Source organism: Yoonia sp. JB2-21 (genome assembly GCF_055693545.1).
Genome location: NZ_JBVFUC010000001.1, coordinates 2,701,512 through 2,723,250 on the forward strand (window position 1 = coordinate 2,701,512; position 21,739 = coordinate 2,723,250).

Here is a 21,739-nt window from a genome sequence, read left to right on the forward strand (position 1 = left end):
CTAACCTTTTGAGGTCTGACGCAATTGCAGTTGTCGCTGGATCGCGCCGAAATGGACCGCCGGTTTTGGTGCCGGGCGCGATGCCTTGATCAACCGCATCTGGGCGATTAATGCGCGATCACGTCGTGCTAAAGTAAGCGCCGCATATTTTGACACCCACATTGGCAATTCCTCAACCGCCAGCGCATGAAGCGCCATCTTCTTTTCATGGGTGCTCAGGCTATCGAATGGATCAGTGCAATGGGACTTGCGGATCAGGTCAATACAAAGTGCGACAAGCCGGGGCGGATCGCCATCCTGCGAGGAACCGGCAATTGCAGCGCGATAGGTATCGGGAAGGCGGGTTTTCAGCGCAGCGAACCGCGGTTTCACAACCAGATGACCGACGAGCAATACCGCTGTCAAACTTGCTAACATCAAACCGATAAACACTGGCAAAGCTGATCCTCATGACTGTCTGTCACGACATGGATACCGTTTACATTTGTCGACAATTGGACAGAATGTGCACATTCCAAGGTCATCCTGAGAATATTGGGGCAGAGCGGTCTGCAGAGGCCCGTTGACACCTCACGAATCCCCTTTATAAGCCGCGCATTCATTGGTGTTGGTGGCCCGCGCAAGCGGAACCCTGTCGCCCCGGCCAAATCCGGGGAAAGGACAACGCCCTTCGCAATAAAAAGAAGGAGATCAGCGTATGACTAAACGTACCGCTGCCAAGTACAAAATTGACCGCCGGATGGGCGAAAACATCTGGGGTCGTCCAAAGTCACCCGTTAACCGTCGTGAATATGGCCCCGGCCAGCACGGTCAGCGCCGTAAAGGCAAACTGTCCGACTTCGGCACACAGCTGCGCGCAAAGCAAAAGCTGAAGGGCTACTATGGCGATCTAACAGAAAAGCAGTTCCGCCGCATCTACGGCGAAGCCGAGCGTGTTAAAGGCGATACAGGTGAAAACCTGATCGGTCTGCTGGAGCGTCGTTTGGACGCTGTTGTTTACCGCGCCAAGTTCGTGCCGACCGTTTTTGCTGCCCGCCAGTTTGTAAACCACGGCCACGTCACAGTGAACGGCAAGAAGGTGAATATCCCGTCTTACCGCGTCAAAGAGGGCGACGTGATAGAAGTGCGTCAGAAGTCCAAGCAGCTTGAGTTGGTCTTGGTCGCATCCCAGTTGCCAGAGCGTGATGTGCCTGACTACATGGACGTCGACCACAACAAGATGACCGCGACCTTCACACGCACACCCGGCCTTGGCGATGTGCCATACCCGGTTGCGATGGAACCAAACCTCGTCGTCGAATTCTACGCGAAGAACTAATCTTCGCCAGATACTCATTCAGAAAGCCGCCTCGCTTTGAGGCGGCTTTTTTATTTCAGATTGCGAAATGCGCTCGGTGTCTGACCGGTGAAATCCAGAAACGCGCTGTTGAACGCGCTGGACGATCCATAGCCCACATCCATCGCGATCTGCGTGATTTGACGTTCAGGATCAGCGAGCGCTTCAACCGCGCGGATGATCCGCAGCCTGCGCAAGCAATCCCGCCACGGCATGCCCAACTCGTCCTGAAAGCGTCGGGCGAGGGTGCGTTCTGTCATCCCCACAGCGGCAGCGATATCCCCGAAGTTAACGGTTTCGCTCAGGCCCGCTTCGGTCACTTGCAAAGCCGTGCGCACCGGCGCGGACTGTCCGACCGGCATCCACATATCATTCGGGGCTCCAGCCGCCTTTGTGATCAGCATGTAAAGCGTGTCAAACAGTTGCCGCCCTTCGCTGTCCAATGCACTGAGTTCCGGGCCGAAACCCCGACAGGCCAACACCAGTTCGCGCGCCAGAGGTGACATATCCAAGACCCGCAACGGGGCCTTGGGTGCTGCATAGGTATCCGGGGCAAAGAGCGCAGAGCAGCAGGTGATCGTAGTCGCGATCGAAAGTGTGACTGGGGCTCCGGCACGGATCAACGCGGCACGGGCTGGTGGCACGGTCCATGACCGACCCTCAGCCTGAAGGCGCATTGTGCCTTTGGCGGCATAGAGCAGATAATGTCGATCAAATTGCACCGTCTTGTCCGCCTCGGGCGGAAAGTCGCGATAGACGCAGTAGGCGGGCAGGGTAGACATCAGATCATGCTATCCTACCAACGCAGCCTCATAAACCACCGTATTTGGCGCGCTAACCATCATCGGGCGTAACACCCCGCCGACTTTCGCTAAAAGTGGGCCACTGCGGTAGGCGTCAAAGCTTTCTAAATTGTCCCACTGATGCACCAGTGTGACGGCGCTGTCGTCCGCCGGATCTACCAGCACACGGCTGCCACGATTGCCAGGCAAGGCGCGCATCGCGGGCGCCTCATCGCTCAGGCAGGCGACTGCTTTGGCGCGGTCATGTGGTGCGACATGAAAATTGACTTCGACATAGATCATTGAGGTTTTCCTTCTGCGTGTGTGAGTAGATAGGCATGACTGGAGCGGCTTGGCGGGCCCGCTGGGAATGGTGCGTGCCAATTACATGCCAAACCAGCGGCTTTGAAATGGGCAAACATCTGGCGCGGTTGGATCATGCGGTGACGCCAGCGCACCCAAATGATCCAATTGCACCAATGGGGTTTGCTGACGATAAGCAGAAGCTTTCCCCCGGGGGCAAGTTGCTGCTTTAACAGACAAACTGCATCCAGCGGTTGGGCAAAGTGTTCGATCACGTGGGCACATAGAACGATGTCATGCCTGCGCAGTGGCGCGTCTTGCAACCCGGTAACAACGGGTTTCAGATCGGGCGTGATATGCGTAAGTGACCGGGTCGCCGTTGCGACCATTTGGGGGGACGGGTCCAGCAGTGTCAGCGATTGCGGTGGACCGGCAACTTCGATCATGGCGCGGCTGAAGTCTGCGGTGCCGCAGCCGACATCTATGGCATCTGCGGTCTTTGTCTGAAGGTCGCAGGCCGCAACCATCCAGCGGTAGGCAGCGGCGTATCCGAGCCCCTCAATCTTGGTGCGCCATTGGCTGGCGGCGAGGTCGTAGGACTGTGTCAATTGGTTCTGCTGTGTCATTGCATTGATGTAGCAATCGCAAAATTGGCAGGCTTTCGCGGGATTGCCAAAAACACGCGATGGATGGACAAAGTGCGCGCGGACACCTTGGCACTGGTCTTGCCCGAAACAGGGCGATAGAACGGGCCGAACGACAAGGGGACGGACATTTCATGGCTGACGGCATCCAACCGCAACCGGGTATTCTGGACATTGCGCTTTATCAGGGCGGTGCGTCCCATCTTGATGGCGTGAGCAATGTCCTCAAGCTTTCGTCGAACGAAAACCCGCTGGGTCCCAGTGATGTGGCAAAAGAGGCTGTGGTGCGTGCAACCCATGATTTGCACCGCTATCCATCAACCGACCACGCCCCATTACGGGCTGCGATTGCCGAAGTTTGGGATGTTGACGCAGCACGCGTATTTTGCGGTGTGGGATCCGGTGATGTTCTGAAACTTCTTGCAGAGGCCTACGCGGGTGCGGGCGATGAGGTTGTCTTCACCGAACATGGTTTCTCGATGTATCCGATCTATGCGCATGCGTGCGGGGCGACACCTGTTGTGGTACCGGAAAATGAACGTGTCGTTGACGTTGATGCCATTCTTGCCGCTTGCACCGCAAAAACGAAGCTTGTTTTCATTGCCAATCCTGCCAATCCCACAGGCACAATGATTGGCAATGCTGAGGTTGCGCGATTGGCCGAAGGGTTGCCACAACAGACCTTGCTGGTTTTGGATGGTGCTTATGCCGAGTTTGTCGATGGGTTCGACGCGGGCAAAGCATTGGTCGAAGCGCGCGAGAATGTTGTGATGTCGCGCACCTTTTCAAAAATCTATGGTCTGGGCGGTATGCGCGTTGGTTGGGGGTATGGACCGCAAGCCGTGATCGATGTGTTGAACCGGATCAGAGGGCCGTTCAACTTGTCCGCTGCGGCATTGGCGGCGGCAGAAGCTGCCGTGCGGGATACAGATCACACAGCGAAATGCCGCATTGAAAATGCCAAGTGGCGGGACTGGCTGGCCAACGCATTGGCCGAACTTGGAGTGCCGTCAGATACATCCACCGCAAACTTTATTCTTGCGCGCTTTAGCGACGAGGCCGAAGCGAATGCATGTGACGATCACTTGCGCAGCGCGGGTATCATCGTCCGCCGCGTTGCAGGATACGGCCTGCCACATTGCTTGCGGATCACGGTGGGCGATGAAAGCGCTTGCCGCCGGGTGGCGCATGCCGTTGGGCAGTTCAAAGGGGCCGCGGAATGACGCAAATCTATGACCGTGTTGCGCTGATCGGGCTTGGCTTGATCGCCTCTTCCATGTGCCATGCCATGCGACGCGCCAATCTGGCCGGCGAAATCGTAGGCTACGCCCGCTCGGCTGAGACCCGCGACATCGCGCGCGAAATCGGTCTGTGTGATCAGGTCTGCGATAGTGCGGCTGACGCGGTGCAAGACGCCGATCTGGTGGTGCTTTGCGTGCCAGTTGGCGCAATGGAAAGCGTCGCGCGCGAAATCGGCCCGATGCTGAAACCCGGAGCGACCGTCAGCGACGTCGGTTCTGTGAAACGAACTGTGATCGATACGGTCGGCCCGTACATACCCGAAGGCGTGCATTTTATCCCCGCCCATCCGCTTGCAGGCACAGAACATTCTGGCCCGCGATCTGGCTTTGCCGAGCTGTTTGACAACCGCTACACCATTATCGTTCCAGTTGAAGGTGCCCAGAGCGGAGCCGTCAACCGCCTGACAGAGTTTTGGCAAGGCTTGGGCGCATTGACCGAGCAAATGGACGCCGATCACCACGATCTTGTGCTGGCCGTCACGAGCCACACACCACACCTGATTGCCTATACGATGGTGGGCGTGGCTGACGATCTGCGTCGCGTCACCGATAGCGAAGTGATCAAATATTCCGCCGCCGGTTTTCGCGATTTTACACGGATTGCGGCCTCTGACCCCGTGATGTGGCGCGATGTGTTTTTGAACAACAAAGAAGCGACGCTTGAAATTCTGGGCCGCTTTACCGAGGAGCTGTTTGCGTTGCAGCGGGCCATTCGTCAGGGCGATGGTGATCATTTGCACGACTACTTTACGCGAACACGCTCAATCCGCCGCGGTATTATTGAGGCCGGGCAGGACACTGACGCGCCCGACTTTGGTCGTACGAAAGTCCGCAAAGAGTGATGCGCTGGGCAGCATTTGCTGTCGCCATGCTTCTGGCGGTACCGCTGGGGGCTCAGGATCTCTTGCGACCAGTTGCCCGTCCTGAAGCGCCTGTCCCGGACGCGGTTGCGCCGGAGCCCGTGATCATTGACGTTCAGGTGCCGACCGCCACAACCGTGCGTCCGATTGCCCGGGGCTCAACGGCGGCTGTTTTGGCTGGAACAACCCAGCGCCCTCTGGCGCGTCCCTTTGAACGTCCTGATCTGGCCATCGGTGCGCAAACCCGCCCCATCTTCCGCGCTGATATTGGGCTATTTGCCTTTAGCCCCAATGCGATTGCGCGGTCATTGCGCCCGTCACTGCGTCCGGCATCGATTGAGACAGCCGCCGAAGAGCGTCGCATTGCGCGCCTGCGCGGCCAAGTGTGTGGCGATCCATCTATTCAGGGGACGACGCTGGGCCGCGTGAACGGAGCGGGTGCTTGCGGCATCGAAGGTGCTGTCAAATTGCGATCTGTGGCTGGCGTCACGCTGAGCCCGCAGGCGACAATTGATTGCCCGACTGCGCGCGCTCTTAAAACATGGGTTGAACGGGGCGTTCTGCCGGCGGTCGGCGGGGAAGGTGGTGGCGCGTCATCGCTTCGTGTCGTTTCACACTACGCCTGCCGGACACGCAACAACCAACCCGGCGCGCGGCTCTCAGAGCATGCGTTCGGGCGCGCGATTGATATCGCGGGGATCAGGTTGCGCGACGGGACCGAGATGACACTGCTGACGGATTGGAATTCGTCCGATGACGGTGCGCAGCTGCGGCAGATGTGGCGCGCGGCCTGCGGACCGTTTGGTACAGTTCTGGGACCAGAGGCGAACCGCTTTCACCGTGATCATTTTCACTTTGATACCGCCCGTTACCGTAGCGGATCATACTGTCGCTAAACGCGCCCCAAACCACGCAGGGGCGGCAGCATGGTGCCGCAGACGATGGCGGTCAAAGCGCGGGGTCCCGGCGGGACCTGTGACAGCGGATAAAGCAAGCGGTCACGCAAGACAGGCAACCAGCGGCTGTCGGATTGGTATTGCGGGGTGAAGGCCGCACTCATCGCCTGATAGGTCATCACATGCCAACGGCGCGCGTTGGCATAAAGGGCCAATGCGGCATCACCGCTGGCCACGTCAAGAGCACGGGCCAAGGCCAGCGCATCCAGCAGTGCCATATTCGCCCCCTGTCCCAATTGCGGGCTGGCCTTATGGGCCGCATCGCCGATGTGGACCAATCCGGGGGACCATGGTTTGCGCAAGGTTCCATGCGCATAACGCGCCATCGTCATCTGTGCGGCGTCGTGGATTTGCGCGGCAAAGGGCGCAAAGTCAGGCCACAGTGCAGCGGCCTCGGCTTTCCACGCCTCTAAACCACTCTTCTGCCACGCATCATGACTATCCCGCGGCATCGACCAAAAGATCGCGGCTTTTGGCACCGGATCACCAGGCAACCTGCCGCTGGGCAAAACGCCGATCATCCGGTCGGCCCGGCGATAGCATTGGGTCAGCTGGTTTTCCGGCAGGTCGGTGTCTGGCCAGTCGACGGTTCCCCAGATGGCACCGTAAGGCAGCGGTTTTGATGTGAGTGGCGACAAGGGGGACCCGGCCCCGGCGCTATCAACAATCAAATCAAAAGGGCCAACTGTCCGCCCATTGGCCAGATGCACCATCCCCGATCGTGCAGCCGTCACACGGCTTTGCGTATGGACGGTGATGTCGCGCGCCTGAACGGCGTCGAAAATCGCCCCGAACAGGCTGGCGCGATGAATGGCAAGGCCAAACTGGCCTTGTGCCTTCTTGTCGTACCAGACGTTCAATACCTTGCGGCCATTGTCCGCCTCGTGCCCCAGCATACGCTGAATAGGGTTGCCCATGGCCCGCGCGGCATCACCTGCACCGATGTGATCCAGAACGGCCTGCCCAACCGGCTGAATAACCAGGCCAGACCCCACCGGTTGCGGTGCGTCAAATTGGTCAAATATTTCAACCTTATGGCCGCTATCGGCCAAAAGCGCTGCGGCTGTCAGTCCGCCAATCCCGGCACCGGCAATAGCAATCGTCATCTGCTGTGTCATTGGAACCTTGTGCATGTGATGTCCGATCTGCGCAATGCGCGATTGTGGCCGGGGACAGCATGCGTTCTGTGACTATGATGAAAGGGCAAGATGGCTTTACCCGCTTGCCCGCTGCCCCTATAAGCGGCCTCATGTTGCGGGAAATGATCATAAGCATTATTTGCCCGGCGGTTTGAAACCTCAGACCCGCCGGGAAAAGGTGTCTGCGTGTGCGCACCGATCTCTCACGTTATTCCTGAATTGACTGCTTGAAGGACGCCACCCATGTGCGCCGAAACACCCGACTATAAACAAACCCTGAACCTGCCCCGCACCGATTTTCCCATGCGGGCCGGATTGCCCAAGCGCGAGCCTGAATGGCTGGAGCGCTGGGAAAAGATTGGGGTCTATGACCGCCTGCGCGAAAAGGCAGAAGGGCGCAAGCCATTCACCCTGCATGATGGCCCGCCCTATGCAAACGGCAACCTGCACATCGGTCACGCGCTGAACAAGATCCTGAAAGATATGGTTGTGCGCAGCCAGCAGATGATGGGCCGCGATGCCCGCTACATCCCCGGTTGGGATTGCCACGGTCTGCCGATTGAATGGAAAATCGAAGAGAAATACCGCGCCAAGGGCCGCGACAAGGACGATGTGAACGTCGTCGATTTCCGGCAGGAGTGCCGCAAGTTTGCCGAAGGCTGGGTCGACATCCAACGGGACGAGTTTAAACGTCTGGGCATCACAGGCAATTGGGCTGACCCTTACCTGACAATGAATTTCCACGCCGAGCGTGTGATTGCCGAAGAATTCCAGAAATTCCTGATGAACGGCACGCTTTATCAGGGGTCCAAGCCCGTGATGTGGTCGCCTGTTGAAAAAACAGCGCTGGCCGAGGCAGAGGTGGAATATCACGACCGGCAGACCGATGCGATCTGGGTGAAATTTCCTTGCGTGAAAGGCCCTGAGGGTTTTGAGCGTGCCAAAGTGATGATCTGGACAACAACCCCTTGGACCATCCCACAAAACCGCGCCATCTGCTTTGGGCCGTCGATCAGCTATGGGCTCTATGAGGTGACAGGCCGTCCAGAGGAATGCTGGGCCACGATTGGCGAACGCTTGGTGATGGCGGACAATCTGGCCGATGACACCTTTGGCGCTGGCCGTCTTGACGGTGACATGTACCGCCGCCTGCGTGATGTCACAGCTGATGAATTGGCGCAGCTCACCTGCGCGCACCCGCTGCGTGGGGCCGAGGGTGCCAATGGCGAATGGGACTTTGACGTGCCGTTGCTGCCCGGTGATCACGTGACCGACGATGCCGGTACAGGATTTGTGCATACCGCGCCCAGCCACGGTGACGATGACTATGCCATCGGCGTCAAACATGGCTTGCCGATGACCTATAACATCCTTGATGACAGCTCTTACCGTGATGATCTGCCGTTCTTTGCCGGTGAAAGCATCCTGAAACCCAATGGGAAACCGGGCGGGGCCAATAAAGTTGTCATCGAAAAGCTGGTCGCGGTTGGTGGCCTTCTGGGGCGCAAGCGCATCACGATTTCTGATGCGCATAGCTGGCGCTCAAAGGCACCGGTCATCCGCTTGAACCGGCCACAATGGTTTGCCGCCATCGACAAAGCGGTCGGCGATGGGCAAGACGATTACGGCACCACGATCCGCGAACGTGCGCTGCGGTCTATCGACGAATTCGTGACATGGACCCCGCAAACGGGCCGTAACCGCCTGTATTCCATGATCGAGGCGCGGCCCGATTGGGTGCTGTCCCGTCAGCGCGCCTGGGGTGTGCCGTTGACTTGTTTTGTGAAAAGAGACGCCCAACCAACCGACCCTGACTACCTGCTCCGCAATGAGGCGGTGAATGCCCGTGTGTTGCAAGCCTTTGAAGAAGAAGGCGCAGACGCATGGTACAAGGAAGGCGCGAAAGAGCGGTTCCTGGGCAATGATGTGAACCATGAAGACTATGTGCAGGTCTTTGATATTCTTGACGTTTGGTTTGATAGCGGATCCACCCATGCTTTCGTTCTGCGCGACCGCGAAGATGGGTCCGAGGACGGGATGGCGGACCTTTATCTTGAAGGCACAGATCAGCACCGCGGGTGGTTCCATTCGTCGATGTTGCAGGCCTGCGGGACCATGGGCCATGCCCCTTATCGCGGGGTTCTGACGCATGGGTTCACGCTGGATCAGAAGGGCATGAAGATGTCCAAATCCATCGGCAACACCATCGCGCCCGAACAAGTGGTCAAGCAATATGGAGCGGATATCCTGCGGCTTTGGGTGGCGCAGTCCGACTATACCGCCGACTTGCGGATCGGGGATGAAATCCTGAAAGGGGTTGCTGACAGCTATCGCCGCCTGCGTAATACGGTGCGTTTTATGCTGGGGTCTTTGGCTGACTTTACCGAGGCTGACCGTGTCGCACCGAGCGAGATGCCGGAACTGGAGCGCTGGGTGCTGCACCGTTTGGCGGAGTTGGACGAGCAGGTGCGCGCAGGCTACGCCAAATACGATTTCCAAGGCGTGTTTCAGGCGGTCTTTACCTTTGCCACCGTGGAACTGTCGGCCTTCTACTTCGATATCCGCAAAGACGCGCTTTATTGTGACGGTGACACAACCCGCCGCCGCGCGGCACGCACCGTGCTGGACATCTTGTTCCACAGGTTGACCAAATGGCTGGCACCTATGCTGACCTTCACGATGGAAGAGGTCTGGCTGGAACGTTTCGGCGCCGACGACAGCTCGATCCACCTTGAAGACTTTGCCGAAACACCTGCCGAATGGCGCGATGAAGCCCTGGCCGCCAAATGGGCCGAGGTGCGCAAAGTGCGCCGCGTTGTTACTGGCGCGTTGGAGGTCGAACGGACCGCCAAGGTTATTGGTGCGTCGCTAGAGGCAGCACCAACCGTCTATGTCAGTGCAGAGACCGCCAAGCTGTTGGAGAGCGTCAGCTTTGATGACCTCTGCATTACGTCTGGTATCGTCGTGTCGACCGACGTGGCCCCTGATGGGGCCTTCCGTCTGGATGAAGTGGCCGATGTTGCGGTGGTCTTTGCCAAAGCGAAAGGCGAAAAATGCCAGCGTTGTTGGAAGATTCTGCCAGATGTGGGCACCTATGCCCACGCAGGTGTCTGCGGGCGTTGCAACGACGCGCTGGGCTGATGGAATACGGCGATCCTCAATCGGCTGAACGGATGCGGGCGGATTTTGACCGCCAAGGCGCGATGCGCACGATGGGGATCACCGTTTTCGATGTGGCGCCGGGGCGGGTGGTTTTGGCCATGCCGTTCAACTCGGAATTTTCGCAACACCACGGCTTCATCCATGCAGCAGCGATCACCGCAGGCATGGACAGCGCCTGCGGCTTTGCCGCACTCACCCTGATGGATGCGGAAAGCGAAGTGCTGACGGTGGAATTTAAATGCAGCTTTCTGGCACCGGCACGCGGACAGTCTTTCCGGTTTGAAGGCGAGGTCATCAAACCGGGCCGCACGCTGACATTCACCGAAGGGTGCGCGATTGCTGTCGATGGCGACAAGGAAACCAAGATCGCCACGATCACAGCGACAATGATGGCGGTGCGCGGGCTGAAACCATGATTTGCGGGTCCTCTCCCGTTGGTGCGCTGGGCGTGCATGCGGCAGATGGCGCAGTGACCGAACTGATTTGGGGGCGCTGCGGCAATCTGACCGAAGGGCCGTTGTTTGCGCAGGTCAGCGCGGAAATGGCCGCCTATTTCGCAGGTGATCTGAAACGGTTTCAAACGCCAGTTGCCCCGCGTGGATCGGCATTTCAGCAACGCTTCTACGCCGCTCTTTGCGCCATTCCTTACGGCGAAACACGGACCTATGGCGACTTGGCGAAGGAACTTGGTGTGTCGGCGCAAGCCATCGGACAGGCCTGTGGTGCCAATCCCATTGCGATCCTTATCCCGTGCCACCGCGTTTTGGCGGCTGACGGTCTGGGCGGATATTCCGGCGCAGGCGGGATCGAGGCCAAGGTCGCTTTGCTGCGGCTGGAAGGGGCGGCTGGTCTGTTGATCTAGGTCGTCTGACGTGCCGGAATGATCTGCTGTGCGACCCCTGCAAAAAGCAGATAGACCGATGTCACAACCAATCCCCAATGCGCCCAGCTGTTGGGATAGAAATCAACCCAGGCAGCCCAGCCGGCAAAGAAGGTCCAGCCCAAGGCCATAGGCAAGGTGATCGTGCGCCAGCGTTCGGTCCGTACGGGATGCACGAACTTGAGCGGGACAAACATTGTTACCGCGAGGCTGCCCACAAGGATCAGCGAGACCCAGAAATTGGGCTGGAGCGCGAAAATAACCAAGACCAGCATGTTCCAGCATCCGGGAAAGCCGGAAAAGGAATTATCCTTCGTTTTCATGCGGGTGTCGGCGAAATACATGGCTGAAGCAAAGGTGATAATGATAATCGCAAACCATCCCGTCCAGCCTGGCAACAGCCCGGATTTGAACAGGGCATAGGCAGGTACAAAGACGTAAGTCAGATAGTCGATGATCAGATCCAGCAGCACACCATCAAAGGCAGGCGCGTTGGCTTTGACGTCATAGCGGCGCGCCAACGGACCGTCGATGCCATCCACAAAGAAGGCCACAACAAGCCAAAGAAACATCAGGCTCCACTGTTCTTCGACGGCTGCCAACATCGCAAGCATTGCGAAAACAGCACCGGTTGCGGTGAGCAGGTGAACAAGGAGAGCTTTGGCGCGAAGTGTCATCAAATCGTCATGATGGAAAACGGCCCGTTGGGCAACCGTTTGTCAGGCTTTCGGATGGGCCTTTTCATAGACAGACATCAAATGTGCGCTGTCGACCGCAGTATAAGCTTGGGTCGTTGAAAGCGACGCATGACCCAAAAGTTCCTGGATCGCGCGTAAATCGCCACCAGCTGCCAGCAGATGTGTCGCAAAAGAATGGCGCATTGCATGTGGTGTTGCCGTGGCTGGCAGGCCCAATTGCAAGCGGGCTTGTTCCATCACCTTTTGAATGGCGCGCGGTGACAGGGGCCCACCGCGGACGGCGCGAAAGACAGGGTGATCTTGTTTTGAGGCATAGGGGCATAGGTCCAAATAGGCGTTGGTCGCGTCACGTGCCGCATCAATCACCGGGACGACGCGTTCCTTGCCGCCTTTCCCAACAATGCGCAGAACGTCAGGCAGGGGCACGTCCGCGCCGGTCAGGCCCAAGGCCTCTGATATCCGCAAGCCACAGCCATAAAGCAAGGTCACAACGGCCGCGTCCCGCGCGGCGACCCAAGGTTCGTTGGCCTGCATCTGGACCGTTTCGATCATGGCCGACGCGGTGTCGACCTCAAGCGGTCGTGGGAGCTTTCGTTGAAACTTGGGGGCACGCGTAGAGAGGACTGCTGTAGGTTCAAACCCTTCGCGCTCAGCCAGCCAGCGATAGAAGGATTTCACCGCCGACAAGGACCGCGCCAATGACCGCGCGCCAACACCGCGACCGCGCTCATGCGCCATCCAGGCGCGCATGTCGCGGACCGTGACACGGGCAATGGGGCCGAGGCCCTGACGCTCCCCATGATATTGGGTCATAAAGGCCAGAAACCCCAAGACATCGGTTTGATAGGCTTTCAGCGTATTCTCTGCTGCACCCGCAAGGGCGCGCTGACCCGCCAGCCAAGCGCCCAAAGCGTCCGACAGGGCGGGGGCGATCATGTTACGCCAACCAGCGGCGGACGACCCGTTCGAAAACCCCCGCAAAGAAGGTCAGCAGATCAGTGCCTTGCTGCGGTGTAAACAATTGTGGGTCTTCGCTGCCCATCACCAGCATCGCGGGCAGTTGGTCGGGGCCAAGGTCCACCTTCAGGCATGCCTCTGATTTGATGTATTCAGCGCGCGCGCCATAAAGGCTGCCACCGACCTTGTGAAACTCGCGCAGGGTGATCTGGCGTGCCGGCATATTGCGGCCCAAAGTAATGTACCCGTCGACATAGTTCTCCGGCATAATGGCCACGGTGGCACCGGCATTACTTTGCGCTTCCGGCAGGTTGCTTTCCAGAACCAGTCGGATCGCATCGACGCGCAGGATGTCCGCGACTTCGCCGCTCAGGTCGGTCAGGAATTGTTCAAATGTTGTCGCATCCATCATCCGCAGGATCGCGCGGTGCACCTGGTTTGTACCTGCCAGATTGTCATAGGCGGCGGCGATCACATTGCGATGCGTATCTTCAAGCCGGTCAAAACGTGCCTCCAGCCGTTCCATTGCGACAGAGCGCAAATCAACGATATTGCCATTTTGACTGTCGGTGCTGCCCACAAGGGCGCGCATCACATCTGCGTCTTCCAAAAGAAAATCGGGGTTTGCGATGATCTTCTCACGAAGGTCATCGGCCATCACTGTTTGGTTCATTTGCCTGCTCTGCTTTTTCGTTTTTTTGCAAGTTAGCAGAGGGTTGCGGGGCGTGTCTTATGCTTTTTTGGGAGAGGGCGTGGGGCGTGGCAGATTTGCCCACCCTGCACTGGGGCGTAAGGTGGATCATGATCCACCTTACCTGATCATCGGCCTAAACGATCTTGATACCCGCCTTTTCGGCATCCGCCATAAACGCAGCCAGACCTTTATCGGTCAGCACGTGGTTCGCCATTGCCTTGATTACATTTGGCGGCGCTGTGCAGACGTCCGCACCGATTTTCGCGCATTCGCTCATGTGGTTGGCGGTGCGGATCGAGGCGGCCAGAATGTTCGTCTCAAACCCGTAGTTGTCATAGATCGTGCGAATGTCTTCGATCAGTTCCAGACCATCAATGTTGATGTCGTCCAGACGCCCGATGAAGGGGCTAATAAAGGTTGCACCGGCCTTGGCCGCCAGCAGCGCCTGGTTGGCAGAGAAGCACAGGGTGACGTTGACCATGATCCCATCGTCGGACAATGTCTTACAGGTTTTCAGACCCGCCCATGTCAGTGGCACTTTCACGGCGATGTTGTCTGCGATCTTGGCCAGTTTGCGCCCTTCGGCCAGCATGTCGTCGGCCTCAAGTGCGACCACTTCTGCGGAAACTGGGCCAGAGACGATGGAACAGATTTCCTTGGTCACTTCCAGAATATCGCGCCCGGATTTGGCGATCAGGGATGGGTTCGTCGTGACCCCATCGACCATCCCAAGGTCATTGAGTTCTTTGATCTGGTCGATCTCGGCTGTGTCTACGAAAAACTTCATCTCTTCACTCCGGCAATGGGTTGGTGTTTGTTGGCCCAGCGTTTACCTGATTGGGGAACGGGCGGAAACCCTTTAAGGCGGATATGACAGACAGCTTTTTCCATGAAGGCGATTTAGTGGGGGTTTTGACGACCCAACCGCTGGATCGGCTGTTGGATTACAAGGCGCCCGAAGGCGGTTGCCATCTAGGGGCCTTTGTCGAGGTGCCGCTGGGTCCGCGCAAGGTTTTGGGTGTGATCTGGGGGCAGGGCAAGGGCGACTATGACCGATCCAAGATCAGGTCGGTGATCCGCGTGTTGGATGTGGCCCCGATGCGTGATGAGATGCGCGGTTTTTTGACCCGCGCTGCCGAATATACCCTGACGCCGATGCCTGCGATGCTGCGTCTTGGCACCCGCGCGCCGGGTTTGGGTGATCCGCAATCCATGCGCAAAATCTATCGGTTGGGCGATCGGGAACCCGACCGGATGACGGGTGCGCGTGAAAAGGTACTGGCCGTGCTGCGCGACTATGGCGGGTTGTCGTTTACCTTGCGCGAATTGGCCGAAATGGCGGATGTGGGAACATCAGTCGTGAAGGGTTTGGTCAAGCAGGGGGCTGTGCGCGAAGAAGAAGCGCCCCGTGATACAGCTTACCCGCGTCTTGACCCTGACTATGGCGGCAAAGAACTGAGCGCGGATCAGGCAGCCGGTGCCGAGAGCCTGCGGGCCGCGTTGCGGTCCGATGCCTACGGCACGACTTTGTTGAAAGGTGTCACAGGGTCCGGCAAAACCGAAGTCTACCTTGAGGCTGTGGCCGAATGTCTGCGCATGGGGCGGCAGGCCTTGGTGCTGTTGCCGGAAATTGCCCTGTCGGGTGAATTTATCAACCGGGTTGAATCGCGGTTCGGGATGAAACCTGCCGAGTGGCATTCAGGCGTCACGATGACCGAACGCCGTCGCTGTTGGCGGATGGTCGGGCAGGGGGATGCGCAATTGGTCGTGGGCGCGCGGTCAGCGCTGTTTTTGCCCTATCAGAACCTTGGCCTGATCGTCGTCGATGAGGAGCACGATACGTCTTATAAGCAAGAGGACGGCGTGCTGTATAACGCGCGCGACATGGCCGTGCTGCGTGCTGCGATCAATGGCGCGCAGGTGGTGCTGGCCTCTGCCACGCCGTCGTTGGAAAGTTGGGCAAACGCAGATGCAGGCAAGTATCAGCGGCTGGAATTGACCTCGCGCTTTGGCGCTGCGGTCATGCCGAAAATGGATGCCATTGATATGCGGGTGGAGGACGTCCCGGGGGGGACGTGGGTTTCACCCACCCTACGCGATGCCATTCAAGCGCGGCTGGATAAGGGTGAGCAATCGCTGATCTTTCTCAATCGACGCGGCTATGCGCCGATCACGCTGTGCCGGGCTTGCGGGCATCAGATTGGCTGCGACCAGTGTGATGCGCGGATGGTGGAACACCGGTTTCTCAAACGGTTGATGTGCCACCAATGCGGCGAAACGAAACCGATGCCAACGGTCTGCCCCAGTTGCGCCGCCGAGGACCGGTTGAGCGCGGTCGGCCCCGGCGTGGAGCGGATGGGCGAAGAGGTCACAGCGCTGTTCCCCGATGCGCGGATCGCGGTGCTGTCGTCTGATCTTTATGGTTCGGCCCGCGCGATGAAGGCGCATATCGAAGAGATCGCAGAAGGCGGGACGGATATTATCATCGGTACGCAGTTGGTCGCCAAAGGGCATAATTTTCCTTTGTTGACCTTGGTGGGGGTCATTGACGCGGACCTTGGTTTGCAAGGCTCGGACCTGCGTGCGGCTGAACGCACCTTTCAACTGATGCGCCAAGTGGCGGGTCGGGCCGGGCGCGCGGAAACACCCGGTGAGGCTTTGCTGCAAACCTATCAACCTGAACATGCGGTCATCCGGGCGATTTTGGCAGGGGATGAAGAGAGTTTTTGGAAAGCCGAGGCCGAAGAACGCAAAGCCGCAAGCGTGCCGCCTTATGGGCGCATGGCTGGCATCATTCTGAGCAGCCCAAACGTGCAGGAGGTCTTTGATCTAGGGTCAGAGATGGCGCGCATGGACGGACCTTTGCGCCAGATTGGCGCGCAGGTTTTTGGGCCGGCACCCGCACCGATTGCACGAGTGAGGGGGCGGCATCGGGTCAGGCTATTGGTGAAGGCGGAAAAGGCAGCGCCCTTGCAGCAGGCACTGTCGAAATGGACGCGGCAGTTCCGATTGCCAACAAATCTGCGGCTGTCCATCGATATCGACCCGCAGAGTTTCTATTAGCGCTCCGGAGCCTCCGGCGGGAGTTTAGGGCGCAAGATGATATTGGTTTAGTTGCGATTGGGGTCGGCGTTGTCGCCCATTTCTTCGCGCCAATGACGGCGACAAAGCGAGACATAACGCTCGTTTCCACCCACCACGATCTGATCGCCAGAGGCCAGCACATTGCCCGCCTCATCCTTGCGCACGACCATCGTGGCTTTTTTCCCGCAATGGCAGATTGTGCGTACTTCACGCATTTCATCTGCCAAGGCGAGCAAGGACGCGGAGGCAGGAAACAAGCGCCCCCGGAAATCGACGCGCAGCCCATAAGTCATCACCGGAACATTAAGGTCGTCTACCGCGCGGGCCAACTGCCAGACGTGATCGGCCGTCATGAAATGCGCCTCGTCCAAGAAAACACAGGCGCAGGGGCCGGCGTCCAAACGTTTTGCAATCATGTCGAACAGATCATCCTCGGCACCAAAGGTGTCGGCGTCGGCACCGATCCCGATACGACTGCCAATACGGCCGGTGCCCGCCCTGTCATCAAACCGCGCAATCAGCAGATAGGTCTGCATCCCACGCTCAATATAGTTGTGCGAGGCTTGCAGCAGTACCGTCGACTTGCCGGCGTTCATGGTGGAGTAGTTGAAATATAGTTTTGCCATAGCCGTTGATTAGCGTTGTCCTCGCTACGTTTGCAAGGCCAACACGGCAGGTCGAGTGGCAGGGCAGTAGGCGAATAGCTGCAGCTATTCGCCAAATTGCGGATCGCGATCCAAACACTTCGCACCACCTGGAACGACACTCGTGAACAGGTCTCAACAAACGCGAGACTGGATTCTTTTTGCAACACAGGGCATTGGGGTATTATGGGAATAAGGAAGTAATTTTCCCCTGCCGCAACGGCAGCAGCGCGAGGATGGAGCACACGGATGGCGGGAAACGGCGGATACCTCAAGAAACATACTGAGGCACTGGTCAAAGATGTTGGCATAGAGGCGGCTTGTGAGTTGACAGGCAAATCGAAGGCCACGCTTGGTCGTTACTATTCGGACAGTCCGGAACATGCCGATCGTTTCATGCCAGTCGACGCGGTTGCGGCGCTTGAAGCTGCGGCATCCTATCCGCATGTCACGTCGGCCTTGGCGGAGTTGCGCGGTGTCACGATGTCCTACGACACGGCAAAGGCGAATAGCGAAGGCGAGATCAATACTGATGTGATCAAGCTGAGCCAGCGATTTGCGATGCTGATGGCCGAATACAATCAGTCCATCGCTGACGGTGTCATCACGATTAATGAAGCAAAGCGCATGCTGCGCGAGACGACGTCGCTGCAGCAGGTTCTTATTGATATGAAGTTGCATCTTGACGAAGCGTCCTGATGGAGATCGACATCAGCGATATGCCCAATCTGGTGCCCGGTGCGTTGATGCCGCTGGATATTGCTGCGCTGGCTGGTGAGGATGCACCGCGGCATCCGCCGCGTATCTTATTGCTCTACGGGTCTTTGCGCGACGCCAGCTATTCTCGCCTTTGTGCCGAAGAAGGCGCGCGTGTACTGCGTGCGCTGGGCTGCGAGACGCGGTTCTTCAACCCCTCAGGCCTGCCTTTGCCCGATGATGCAGATGTCGATCACCCCAAGGTGGCGGAACTGCGTGAACTGGCGCTTTGGTCGGAAGGCATGGTTTGGTCCAGCCCGGAACGACATGGGGCTATGACCGGGATCATGAAAACGCAGATCGACTGGCTGCCACTGGCACCCATCGGGGGCATCGGGCCCACGCAGGGCAAAACGCTGGCGGTGATGCAGGTCTCGGGCGGGTCGCAATCTTTCAATACTGTCAATCAGATGCGCATATTGGGGCGCTGGATGCGGTTGATCACGATCCCAAACCAATCGTCCGTGCCGATGGCCTGGAAAGAATTTCAAGGCGGGCGGATGAAGCCCTCATCCCTCTACAATCGGATCGTCGATGTGATGGAAGAATTGGCGCGCTTTACCGTGATGACACGCGGGCGCAGTGCGATGCTGACCGATCGTTACTCTGAGCGGGTCGAGACCCTGGAAGATGTGCACAAACGGGTGTCTGGTTAGATCAGCGGCACGAAGGGCACACCGCAAGCGGCGAGTGTCAGCAGGAGTGTGGCGGCAAGAATAAGCTTCATTTGATTTGACCTTCAGGCACGTTCGACGATGACAGAGCCTACGGAATAGCCTGCGCCGAAGGAACAGATCAACCCTTTGTCGCCTGGTGCCATATCATTGGAATGCTTGGAAAAAGCAATGATCGACCCCGCCGATGAGGTATTGGCGTAGTCCTGCAAAATATTGGGCTGCTCATCCGGTTCGGGTGTGCGGCCCAGAACCTTTTTGCCGATATAGTCATTCATCGTCTTATTGGCCTGATGCAGCCAAAGGCGGCGCAGGTCGGCGGCGGCGATGTTTTCGTCCTTCATATGATCGGCAATATGTTTGCTGACCAGCGGCAGCACCTCTTTGAACACCTTGCGCCCGTTTTGCATGAACTGCATGTCGCGGCGGTCTTCCATATGATCCTGTGTGCGGCGTAAGTAGCCGTTATTGTTGCGGATATTATTGCTGAATTGAGTGGCGCAGCGGGTGGAGAGGACTTTGAATTTCGGCCTATCAAGGGCCTCGTCACGTTCCAGCAGGGTCGCTGTCGCCACATCACCAAAGATGAAATGACAATCGCGGTCGCGCCATTCCAGATGGGCGGAACAAATCTCTGGGTTGATGACCAGCGCGCGGCGGATCGAGCCTGCGCGGATCATATCGGCGGCGGTCTGGATACCGAAAGTGGCGCTGGAACAGGCGACATTCATGTCGAAGGCAAAGCCACCGGCACCCAGAAGCTGTTGAATTTCCACGGCAATTGCGGGATAGGCGCGCTCCATATTGGACGCCGCACAGATCACCAGATCAACCTCGGCGGCTTTGACGCCCGCCTCTGACAGTGCTTTTTGTGCGGCGTCCACGCCGATTTCAGCCATGTAGCCGGGTTCATCATCAGGGCGTGCTGCGAATTTCGGAAACATGCGCGCAGGATCAAGAACGCCTTCTTTATCAAGGACATAGCGCTGCTCAATCCCGGATGCGGCGACGATGAAATCACTGGAGGAATGGGTCTTGGCCTCGACCCGGCCTGCGGCAATCGCAGCCGCATTTTCAGCGTTCCATAGGTCGGCATAGGCGTTGAAGGCTGCGACCAATTCATCATTCGTGATGATCTGCGAGGGGGTGAAAACCCCGGTTCCTGTGATAGCGACGTGATGCATGCGGACCCCCAAATTAGCCCAACCACCCTAGGGCGAGTGGGGCGGGAATGTCCACCGGAACGCGGCGTACAGACCCTGTACATACAGCGTACAGACACTGTACGTACGCCGCGTCATCACGGGCTTTACCTTTTGGGGGCAATTTGGGCCGCAAAAAGGAGAGCGCTGATGACTGAACCCAAAGACATGACCAAGACCCAGCGGATCAACTGGGGCTATGCCATCGACGCGCGGCGGATGATTGAATACGACCTGCATTCGGTGGCGATGAAATTGCGGTGCCTGCCGCGCGAATGGGATGAGATCTGGCAAGACGAAGACCGGCGCGATCCCAAGAAGGTGCCGGTGACGATCCGGCTGGATGCTGATGTGGTGAAGTTCTTCAAGGCGATGGGGGAAGGGTATCAACCCCGGATGAACCGGGTGTTGCGGACGTTCATGCACTACCGGCTGGCGGGGATTGTGGAGGGGCCGGACACGACGGATTACGTGCTGCATCCAGAGCGGTTGGATAAAACGCGGGAAGAGCGGCCCGCGTGGGGCGGCGTGCGTGACGCCGAGGCGGTGATGCGAGAAAGGCTGGCGCGGGATGAGGCGGAGGGGTGAGAGTTAAGCGCTGTTTTGCTTAGTCAACTGACTAGCATATCTATCAAATTTGGGATTACACGGGTGGCTCAAATGCCAACAGGGGTACGCACATAGCATCAATACAGAACTGAATAGTTTGAGTTGAATATGTCGGGGAGCGCTTGGAAAGCCCCACTCAAGCTAGCAAATTCTTTGAATTATGCGTCGATACACTTATGTGCTATACTGCCAAGGCAAACCAACAAGATGTGAAGATAATGGCCACTTTACTATACCACCGTCCGTTCGCTTCACATTGTCGCCACAAAGCAATGACATTGACTCATCTTGTTGACGTGGCATACGATTCACTGTACGCGCCAGAACGCGCACGGTTTGTTAACCGTTTATGCGTCATAAGGCGTATATAAGAGAGGTAAAAATGGGTAATAGCATTGTTGAAGCTCCCAGAGTGGTCGAGCTTGTTTATCGTGTTGTAGGTAACACTCACGTGTTTTCTTCGCGCGGCATTCGTGGTTTGGTCCACACGGGCAGTGCAGATCGAAAGACTGCTTTCGAACGTGTAATCACATGCCTGAACGATCACGTCAAAACCACCTATGGTTGCGATGTTACATATCGGTCAGAGTATTCATATGACGAGTTTTCGCATCATTTGGATAGCGAAGGTGACATCCTTGGGAACTTTTTAACCCTCAAGCTTGACGAGGCTATCGCGGCATAGTAACTGCTGCAGCCCGAGCAGGACAGCGTTAACGCCCCGTGCTCAACGGGGCGTTTTGTTTTTGAGGTATCGATATGAGCAAGTTGCAGGCCGACTCGCCTATTACGTGGGTGGAGCTACAAAATATTCTTGGCCAACTTGGATATGGGTTGTTATCTCACGACAATAAGAACGGTTGTGCACGTTTCGCTCTGCAACAAGGGGCTAATACCGAAGGAATGAAGAATCCGGTGACAGTAGATCACCCAGATTTTGTAGCGTCTGATGGGAAGACCCCTGCATATGAGCGTGATTACGTTGTCGATCTTCTTAAAGAGGTTACTGGCGGCAACGGCGGGAAACCGATAATCACATTCCTTGCTAACGGCTGATA

General features: G+C 57.6%; 24 protein-coding genes. 13 read left to right on the forward strand and 11 right to left on the reverse strand.

The genetic code is table 11. From position 1 onward, the window contains the following. Positions 1–372, reverse strand: coding sequence for a hypothetical protein (locus tag ACZ1G5_RS13570; protein ID WP_472733346.1), 372 nt, complete (start codon positions 370–372; stop codon positions 1–3). A gap of 325 nt (positions 373–697) precedes the next feature. On the opposite strand from ACZ1G5_RS13570, the gene rpsD reads away from it, so the two are divergent. Further along, positions 698–1,318 (forward strand): 30S ribosomal protein S4, encoded by a 621-nt coding sequence (gene rpsD, locus ACZ1G5_RS13575; RefSeq protein WP_108816294.1) that lies wholly within the window; start codon positions 698–700, stop codon positions 1,316–1,318. A gap of 50 nt (positions 1,319–1,368) precedes the next feature. Here the strand turns inward: rpsD and ACZ1G5_RS13580 are convergent, their stop codons facing one another. Genes ACZ1G5_RS13580 through ACZ1G5_RS13590 form a run of 3 tightly spaced genes read right to left on the reverse strand, consistent with a single transcriptional unit; the run spans position 1,369 to position 3,047 of the window. Beyond that, positions 1,369–2,118, reverse strand: coding sequence for an AraC family transcriptional regulator (locus tag ACZ1G5_RS13580; protein ID WP_472733347.1), 750 nt, complete (start codon positions 2,116–2,118; stop codon positions 1,369–1,371). 9 nt (positions 2,119–2,127) lie between these two features. Next, a complete protein-coding gene (locus ACZ1G5_RS13585; protein ID WP_472733348.1) occupies positions 2,128–2,421 on the reverse strand; it encodes a putative quinol monooxygenase in 294 nt (97 codons plus the stop codon). Further along, on the reverse strand, positions 2,418–3,047 hold the full coding sequence (locus ACZ1G5_RS13590) for a class I SAM-dependent methyltransferase (protein ID WP_472733349.1): 630 nt from the start codon (positions 3,045–3,047) through the stop codon (positions 2,418–2,420). The genes ACZ1G5_RS13585 and ACZ1G5_RS13590 overlap by 4 nt, the downstream gene beginning before the upstream one ends. A 152-nt stretch (positions 3,048–3,199) precedes the next feature. On the opposite strand from ACZ1G5_RS13590, the gene hisC reads away from it, so the two are divergent. Genes hisC through ACZ1G5_RS13605 form a run of 3 tightly spaced genes read left to right on the forward strand, consistent with a single transcriptional unit; the run spans position 3,200 to position 6,122 of the window. After that, entirely contained in the window at positions 3,200–4,288 is a 1,089-nt protein-coding gene (gene hisC, locus ACZ1G5_RS13595) for a histidinol-phosphate transaminase (protein WP_472734339.1), read from the forward strand. Continuing rightward, positions 4,285–5,208 carry a prephenate/arogenate dehydrogenase family protein gene (locus ACZ1G5_RS13600; protein WP_472733350.1) on the forward strand — a complete coding sequence of 308 codons (924 nt, stop codon included), beginning with the start codon at positions 4,285–4,287 and terminating at the stop codon, positions 5,206–5,208. The genes hisC and ACZ1G5_RS13600 overlap by 4 nt, the downstream gene beginning before the upstream one ends. Continuing rightward, on the forward strand, positions 5,208–6,122 hold the full coding sequence (locus tag ACZ1G5_RS13605) for an extensin-like domain-containing protein (protein WP_472733351.1): 915 nt from the start codon (positions 5,208–5,210) through the stop codon (positions 6,120–6,122). The genes ACZ1G5_RS13600 and ACZ1G5_RS13605 overlap by 1 nt, the downstream gene beginning before the upstream one ends. Here the strand turns inward: ACZ1G5_RS13605 and ACZ1G5_RS13610 are convergent. Beyond that, positions 6,119–7,300 carry an FAD-dependent oxidoreductase gene (locus tag ACZ1G5_RS13610; RefSeq protein ID WP_472733352.1) on the reverse strand — a complete coding sequence of 394 codons (1,182 nt, stop codon included), beginning with the start codon at positions 7,298–7,300 and terminating at the stop codon, positions 6,119–6,121. The two genes, ACZ1G5_RS13605 and ACZ1G5_RS13610, sit on opposite strands and share 4 nt — an antisense overlap. A 264-nt stretch (positions 7,301–7,564) precedes the next feature. On the opposite strand from ACZ1G5_RS13610, the gene ileS reads away from it, so the two are divergent. The 3 genes from ileS to ACZ1G5_RS13625 are packed head-to-tail and all read left to right on the forward strand — an operon-like array spanning position 7,565 to position 11,345. Further along, positions 7,565–10,462, forward strand: a complete 2,898-nt coding sequence (gene ileS / locus ACZ1G5_RS13615; protein WP_472733353.1) for an isoleucine--tRNA ligase — start codon at positions 7,565–7,567, stop codon at positions 10,460–10,462. Beyond that, positions 10,441–10,899, forward strand: a complete 459-nt coding sequence (locus tag ACZ1G5_RS13620; protein WP_472733354.1) for a PaaI family thioesterase — start codon at positions 10,441–10,443, stop codon at positions 10,897–10,899. Before ileS ends, ACZ1G5_RS13620 begins: the two co-directional genes overlap by 22 nt. Continuing rightward, a complete protein-coding gene (locus tag ACZ1G5_RS13625; RefSeq protein ID WP_472733355.1) occupies positions 10,896–11,345 on the forward strand; it encodes a methylated-DNA--[protein]-cysteine S-methyltransferase in 450 nt (149 codons plus the stop codon). Before ACZ1G5_RS13620 ends, ACZ1G5_RS13625 begins: the two co-directional genes overlap by 4 nt. Here ACZ1G5_RS13625 and ACZ1G5_RS13630 read toward each other — a convergent pair. The 4 genes from ACZ1G5_RS13630 to fsa form a co-directional block, all read right to left on the reverse strand. Continuing rightward, the gene (locus tag ACZ1G5_RS13630; RefSeq protein ID WP_472733356.1) at positions 11,342–12,040 is read right to left on the reverse strand and encodes a CDP-alcohol phosphatidyltransferase family protein; all 699 of its coding nucleotides are present in this window, start codon (positions 12,038–12,040) and stop codon (positions 11,342–11,344) included. The genes ACZ1G5_RS13625 and ACZ1G5_RS13630 overlap by 4 nt on opposite strands. Before the next feature lie 42 nt (positions 12,041–12,082). Further along, entirely contained in the window at positions 12,083–12,997 is a 915-nt protein-coding gene (locus ACZ1G5_RS13635; RefSeq protein WP_472733357.1) for a tyrosine recombinase XerC, read from the reverse strand. Between the two features lies 1 nt (position 12,998). After that, positions 12,999–13,691, reverse strand: coding sequence for a DUF484 family protein (locus tag ACZ1G5_RS13640; RefSeq protein WP_472733358.1), 693 nt, complete (start codon positions 13,689–13,691; stop codon positions 12,999–13,001). A 154-nt stretch (positions 13,692–13,845) separates the two neighbouring features. Continuing rightward, positions 13,846–14,499: a fructose-6-phosphate aldolase gene (gene fsa, locus ACZ1G5_RS13645; RefSeq protein WP_472733359.1), complete on the reverse strand. Its 654-nt coding sequence runs from the start codon at positions 14,497–14,499 to the stop codon at positions 13,846–13,848. Positions 14,500–14,582: 83 nt separating this feature from the next. On the opposite strand from fsa, the gene ACZ1G5_RS13650 reads away from it, so the two are divergent. Next, positions 14,583–16,775 carry a primosomal protein N' gene (locus tag ACZ1G5_RS13650; RefSeq protein ID WP_472733360.1) on the forward strand — a complete coding sequence of 731 codons (2,193 nt, stop codon included), beginning with the start codon at positions 14,583–14,585 and terminating at the stop codon, positions 16,773–16,775. A gap of 47 nt (positions 16,776–16,822) precedes the next feature. On the opposite strand, the gene ACZ1G5_RS13655 is transcribed toward ACZ1G5_RS13650, so the two are convergent. Next, a complete protein-coding gene (locus tag ACZ1G5_RS13655) occupies positions 16,823–17,422 on the reverse strand; it encodes a thymidine kinase (RefSeq protein ID WP_472733361.1) in 600 nt (199 codons plus the stop codon). 267 nt (positions 17,423–17,689) lie between these two features. Here ACZ1G5_RS13655 and ACZ1G5_RS13660 point away from each other — a divergent pair, with 267 nt between their 5' ends. Beyond that, positions 17,690–18,139, forward strand: a complete 450-nt coding sequence (locus ACZ1G5_RS13660; RefSeq protein ID WP_472733362.1) for a hypothetical protein — start codon at positions 17,690–17,692, stop codon at positions 18,137–18,139. Further along, positions 18,139–18,852: an arsenical resistance protein ArsH gene (arsH, locus tag ACZ1G5_RS13665; RefSeq protein ID WP_472733363.1), complete on the forward strand. Its 714-nt coding sequence runs from the start codon at positions 18,139–18,141 to the stop codon at positions 18,850–18,852. Before ACZ1G5_RS13660 ends, arsH begins: the two co-directional genes overlap by 1 nt. Positions 18,853–18,935: 83 nt before the next feature. Here arsH and ACZ1G5_RS13670 read toward each other — a convergent pair whose 3' ends face one another. Next, the gene (locus ACZ1G5_RS13670) at positions 18,936–20,054 is read right to left on the reverse strand and encodes a beta-ketoacyl-ACP synthase III (RefSeq protein ID WP_472733364.1); all 1,119 of its coding nucleotides are present in this window, start codon (positions 20,052–20,054) and stop codon (positions 18,936–18,938) included. Between the two features lie 168 nt (positions 20,055–20,222). Here ACZ1G5_RS13670 and ACZ1G5_RS13675 point away from each other — a divergent pair, with 168 nt between their 5' ends. The 3 genes from ACZ1G5_RS13675 to ACZ1G5_RS13685 all read left to right on the forward strand — a co-directional run bounded on the left by ACZ1G5_RS13675 (position 20,223) and on the right by ACZ1G5_RS13685 (position 21,737). Continuing rightward, positions 20,223–20,660, forward strand: coding sequence for a BrnA antitoxin family protein (locus tag ACZ1G5_RS13675; protein ID WP_472733365.1), 438 nt, complete (start codon positions 20,223–20,225; stop codon positions 20,658–20,660). A gap of 403 nt (positions 20,661–21,063) precedes the next feature. Then, on the forward strand, positions 21,064–21,366 hold the full coding sequence (locus tag ACZ1G5_RS13680) for a hypothetical protein (RefSeq protein ID WP_472733366.1): 303 nt from the start codon (positions 21,064–21,066) through the stop codon (positions 21,364–21,366). A gap of 74 nt (positions 21,367–21,440) precedes the next feature. Beyond that, entirely contained in the window at positions 21,441–21,737 is a 297-nt protein-coding gene (locus ACZ1G5_RS13685; protein WP_472733367.1) for a hypothetical protein, read from the forward strand. Positions 21,738–21,739: the final 2 nt, after the last annotated feature.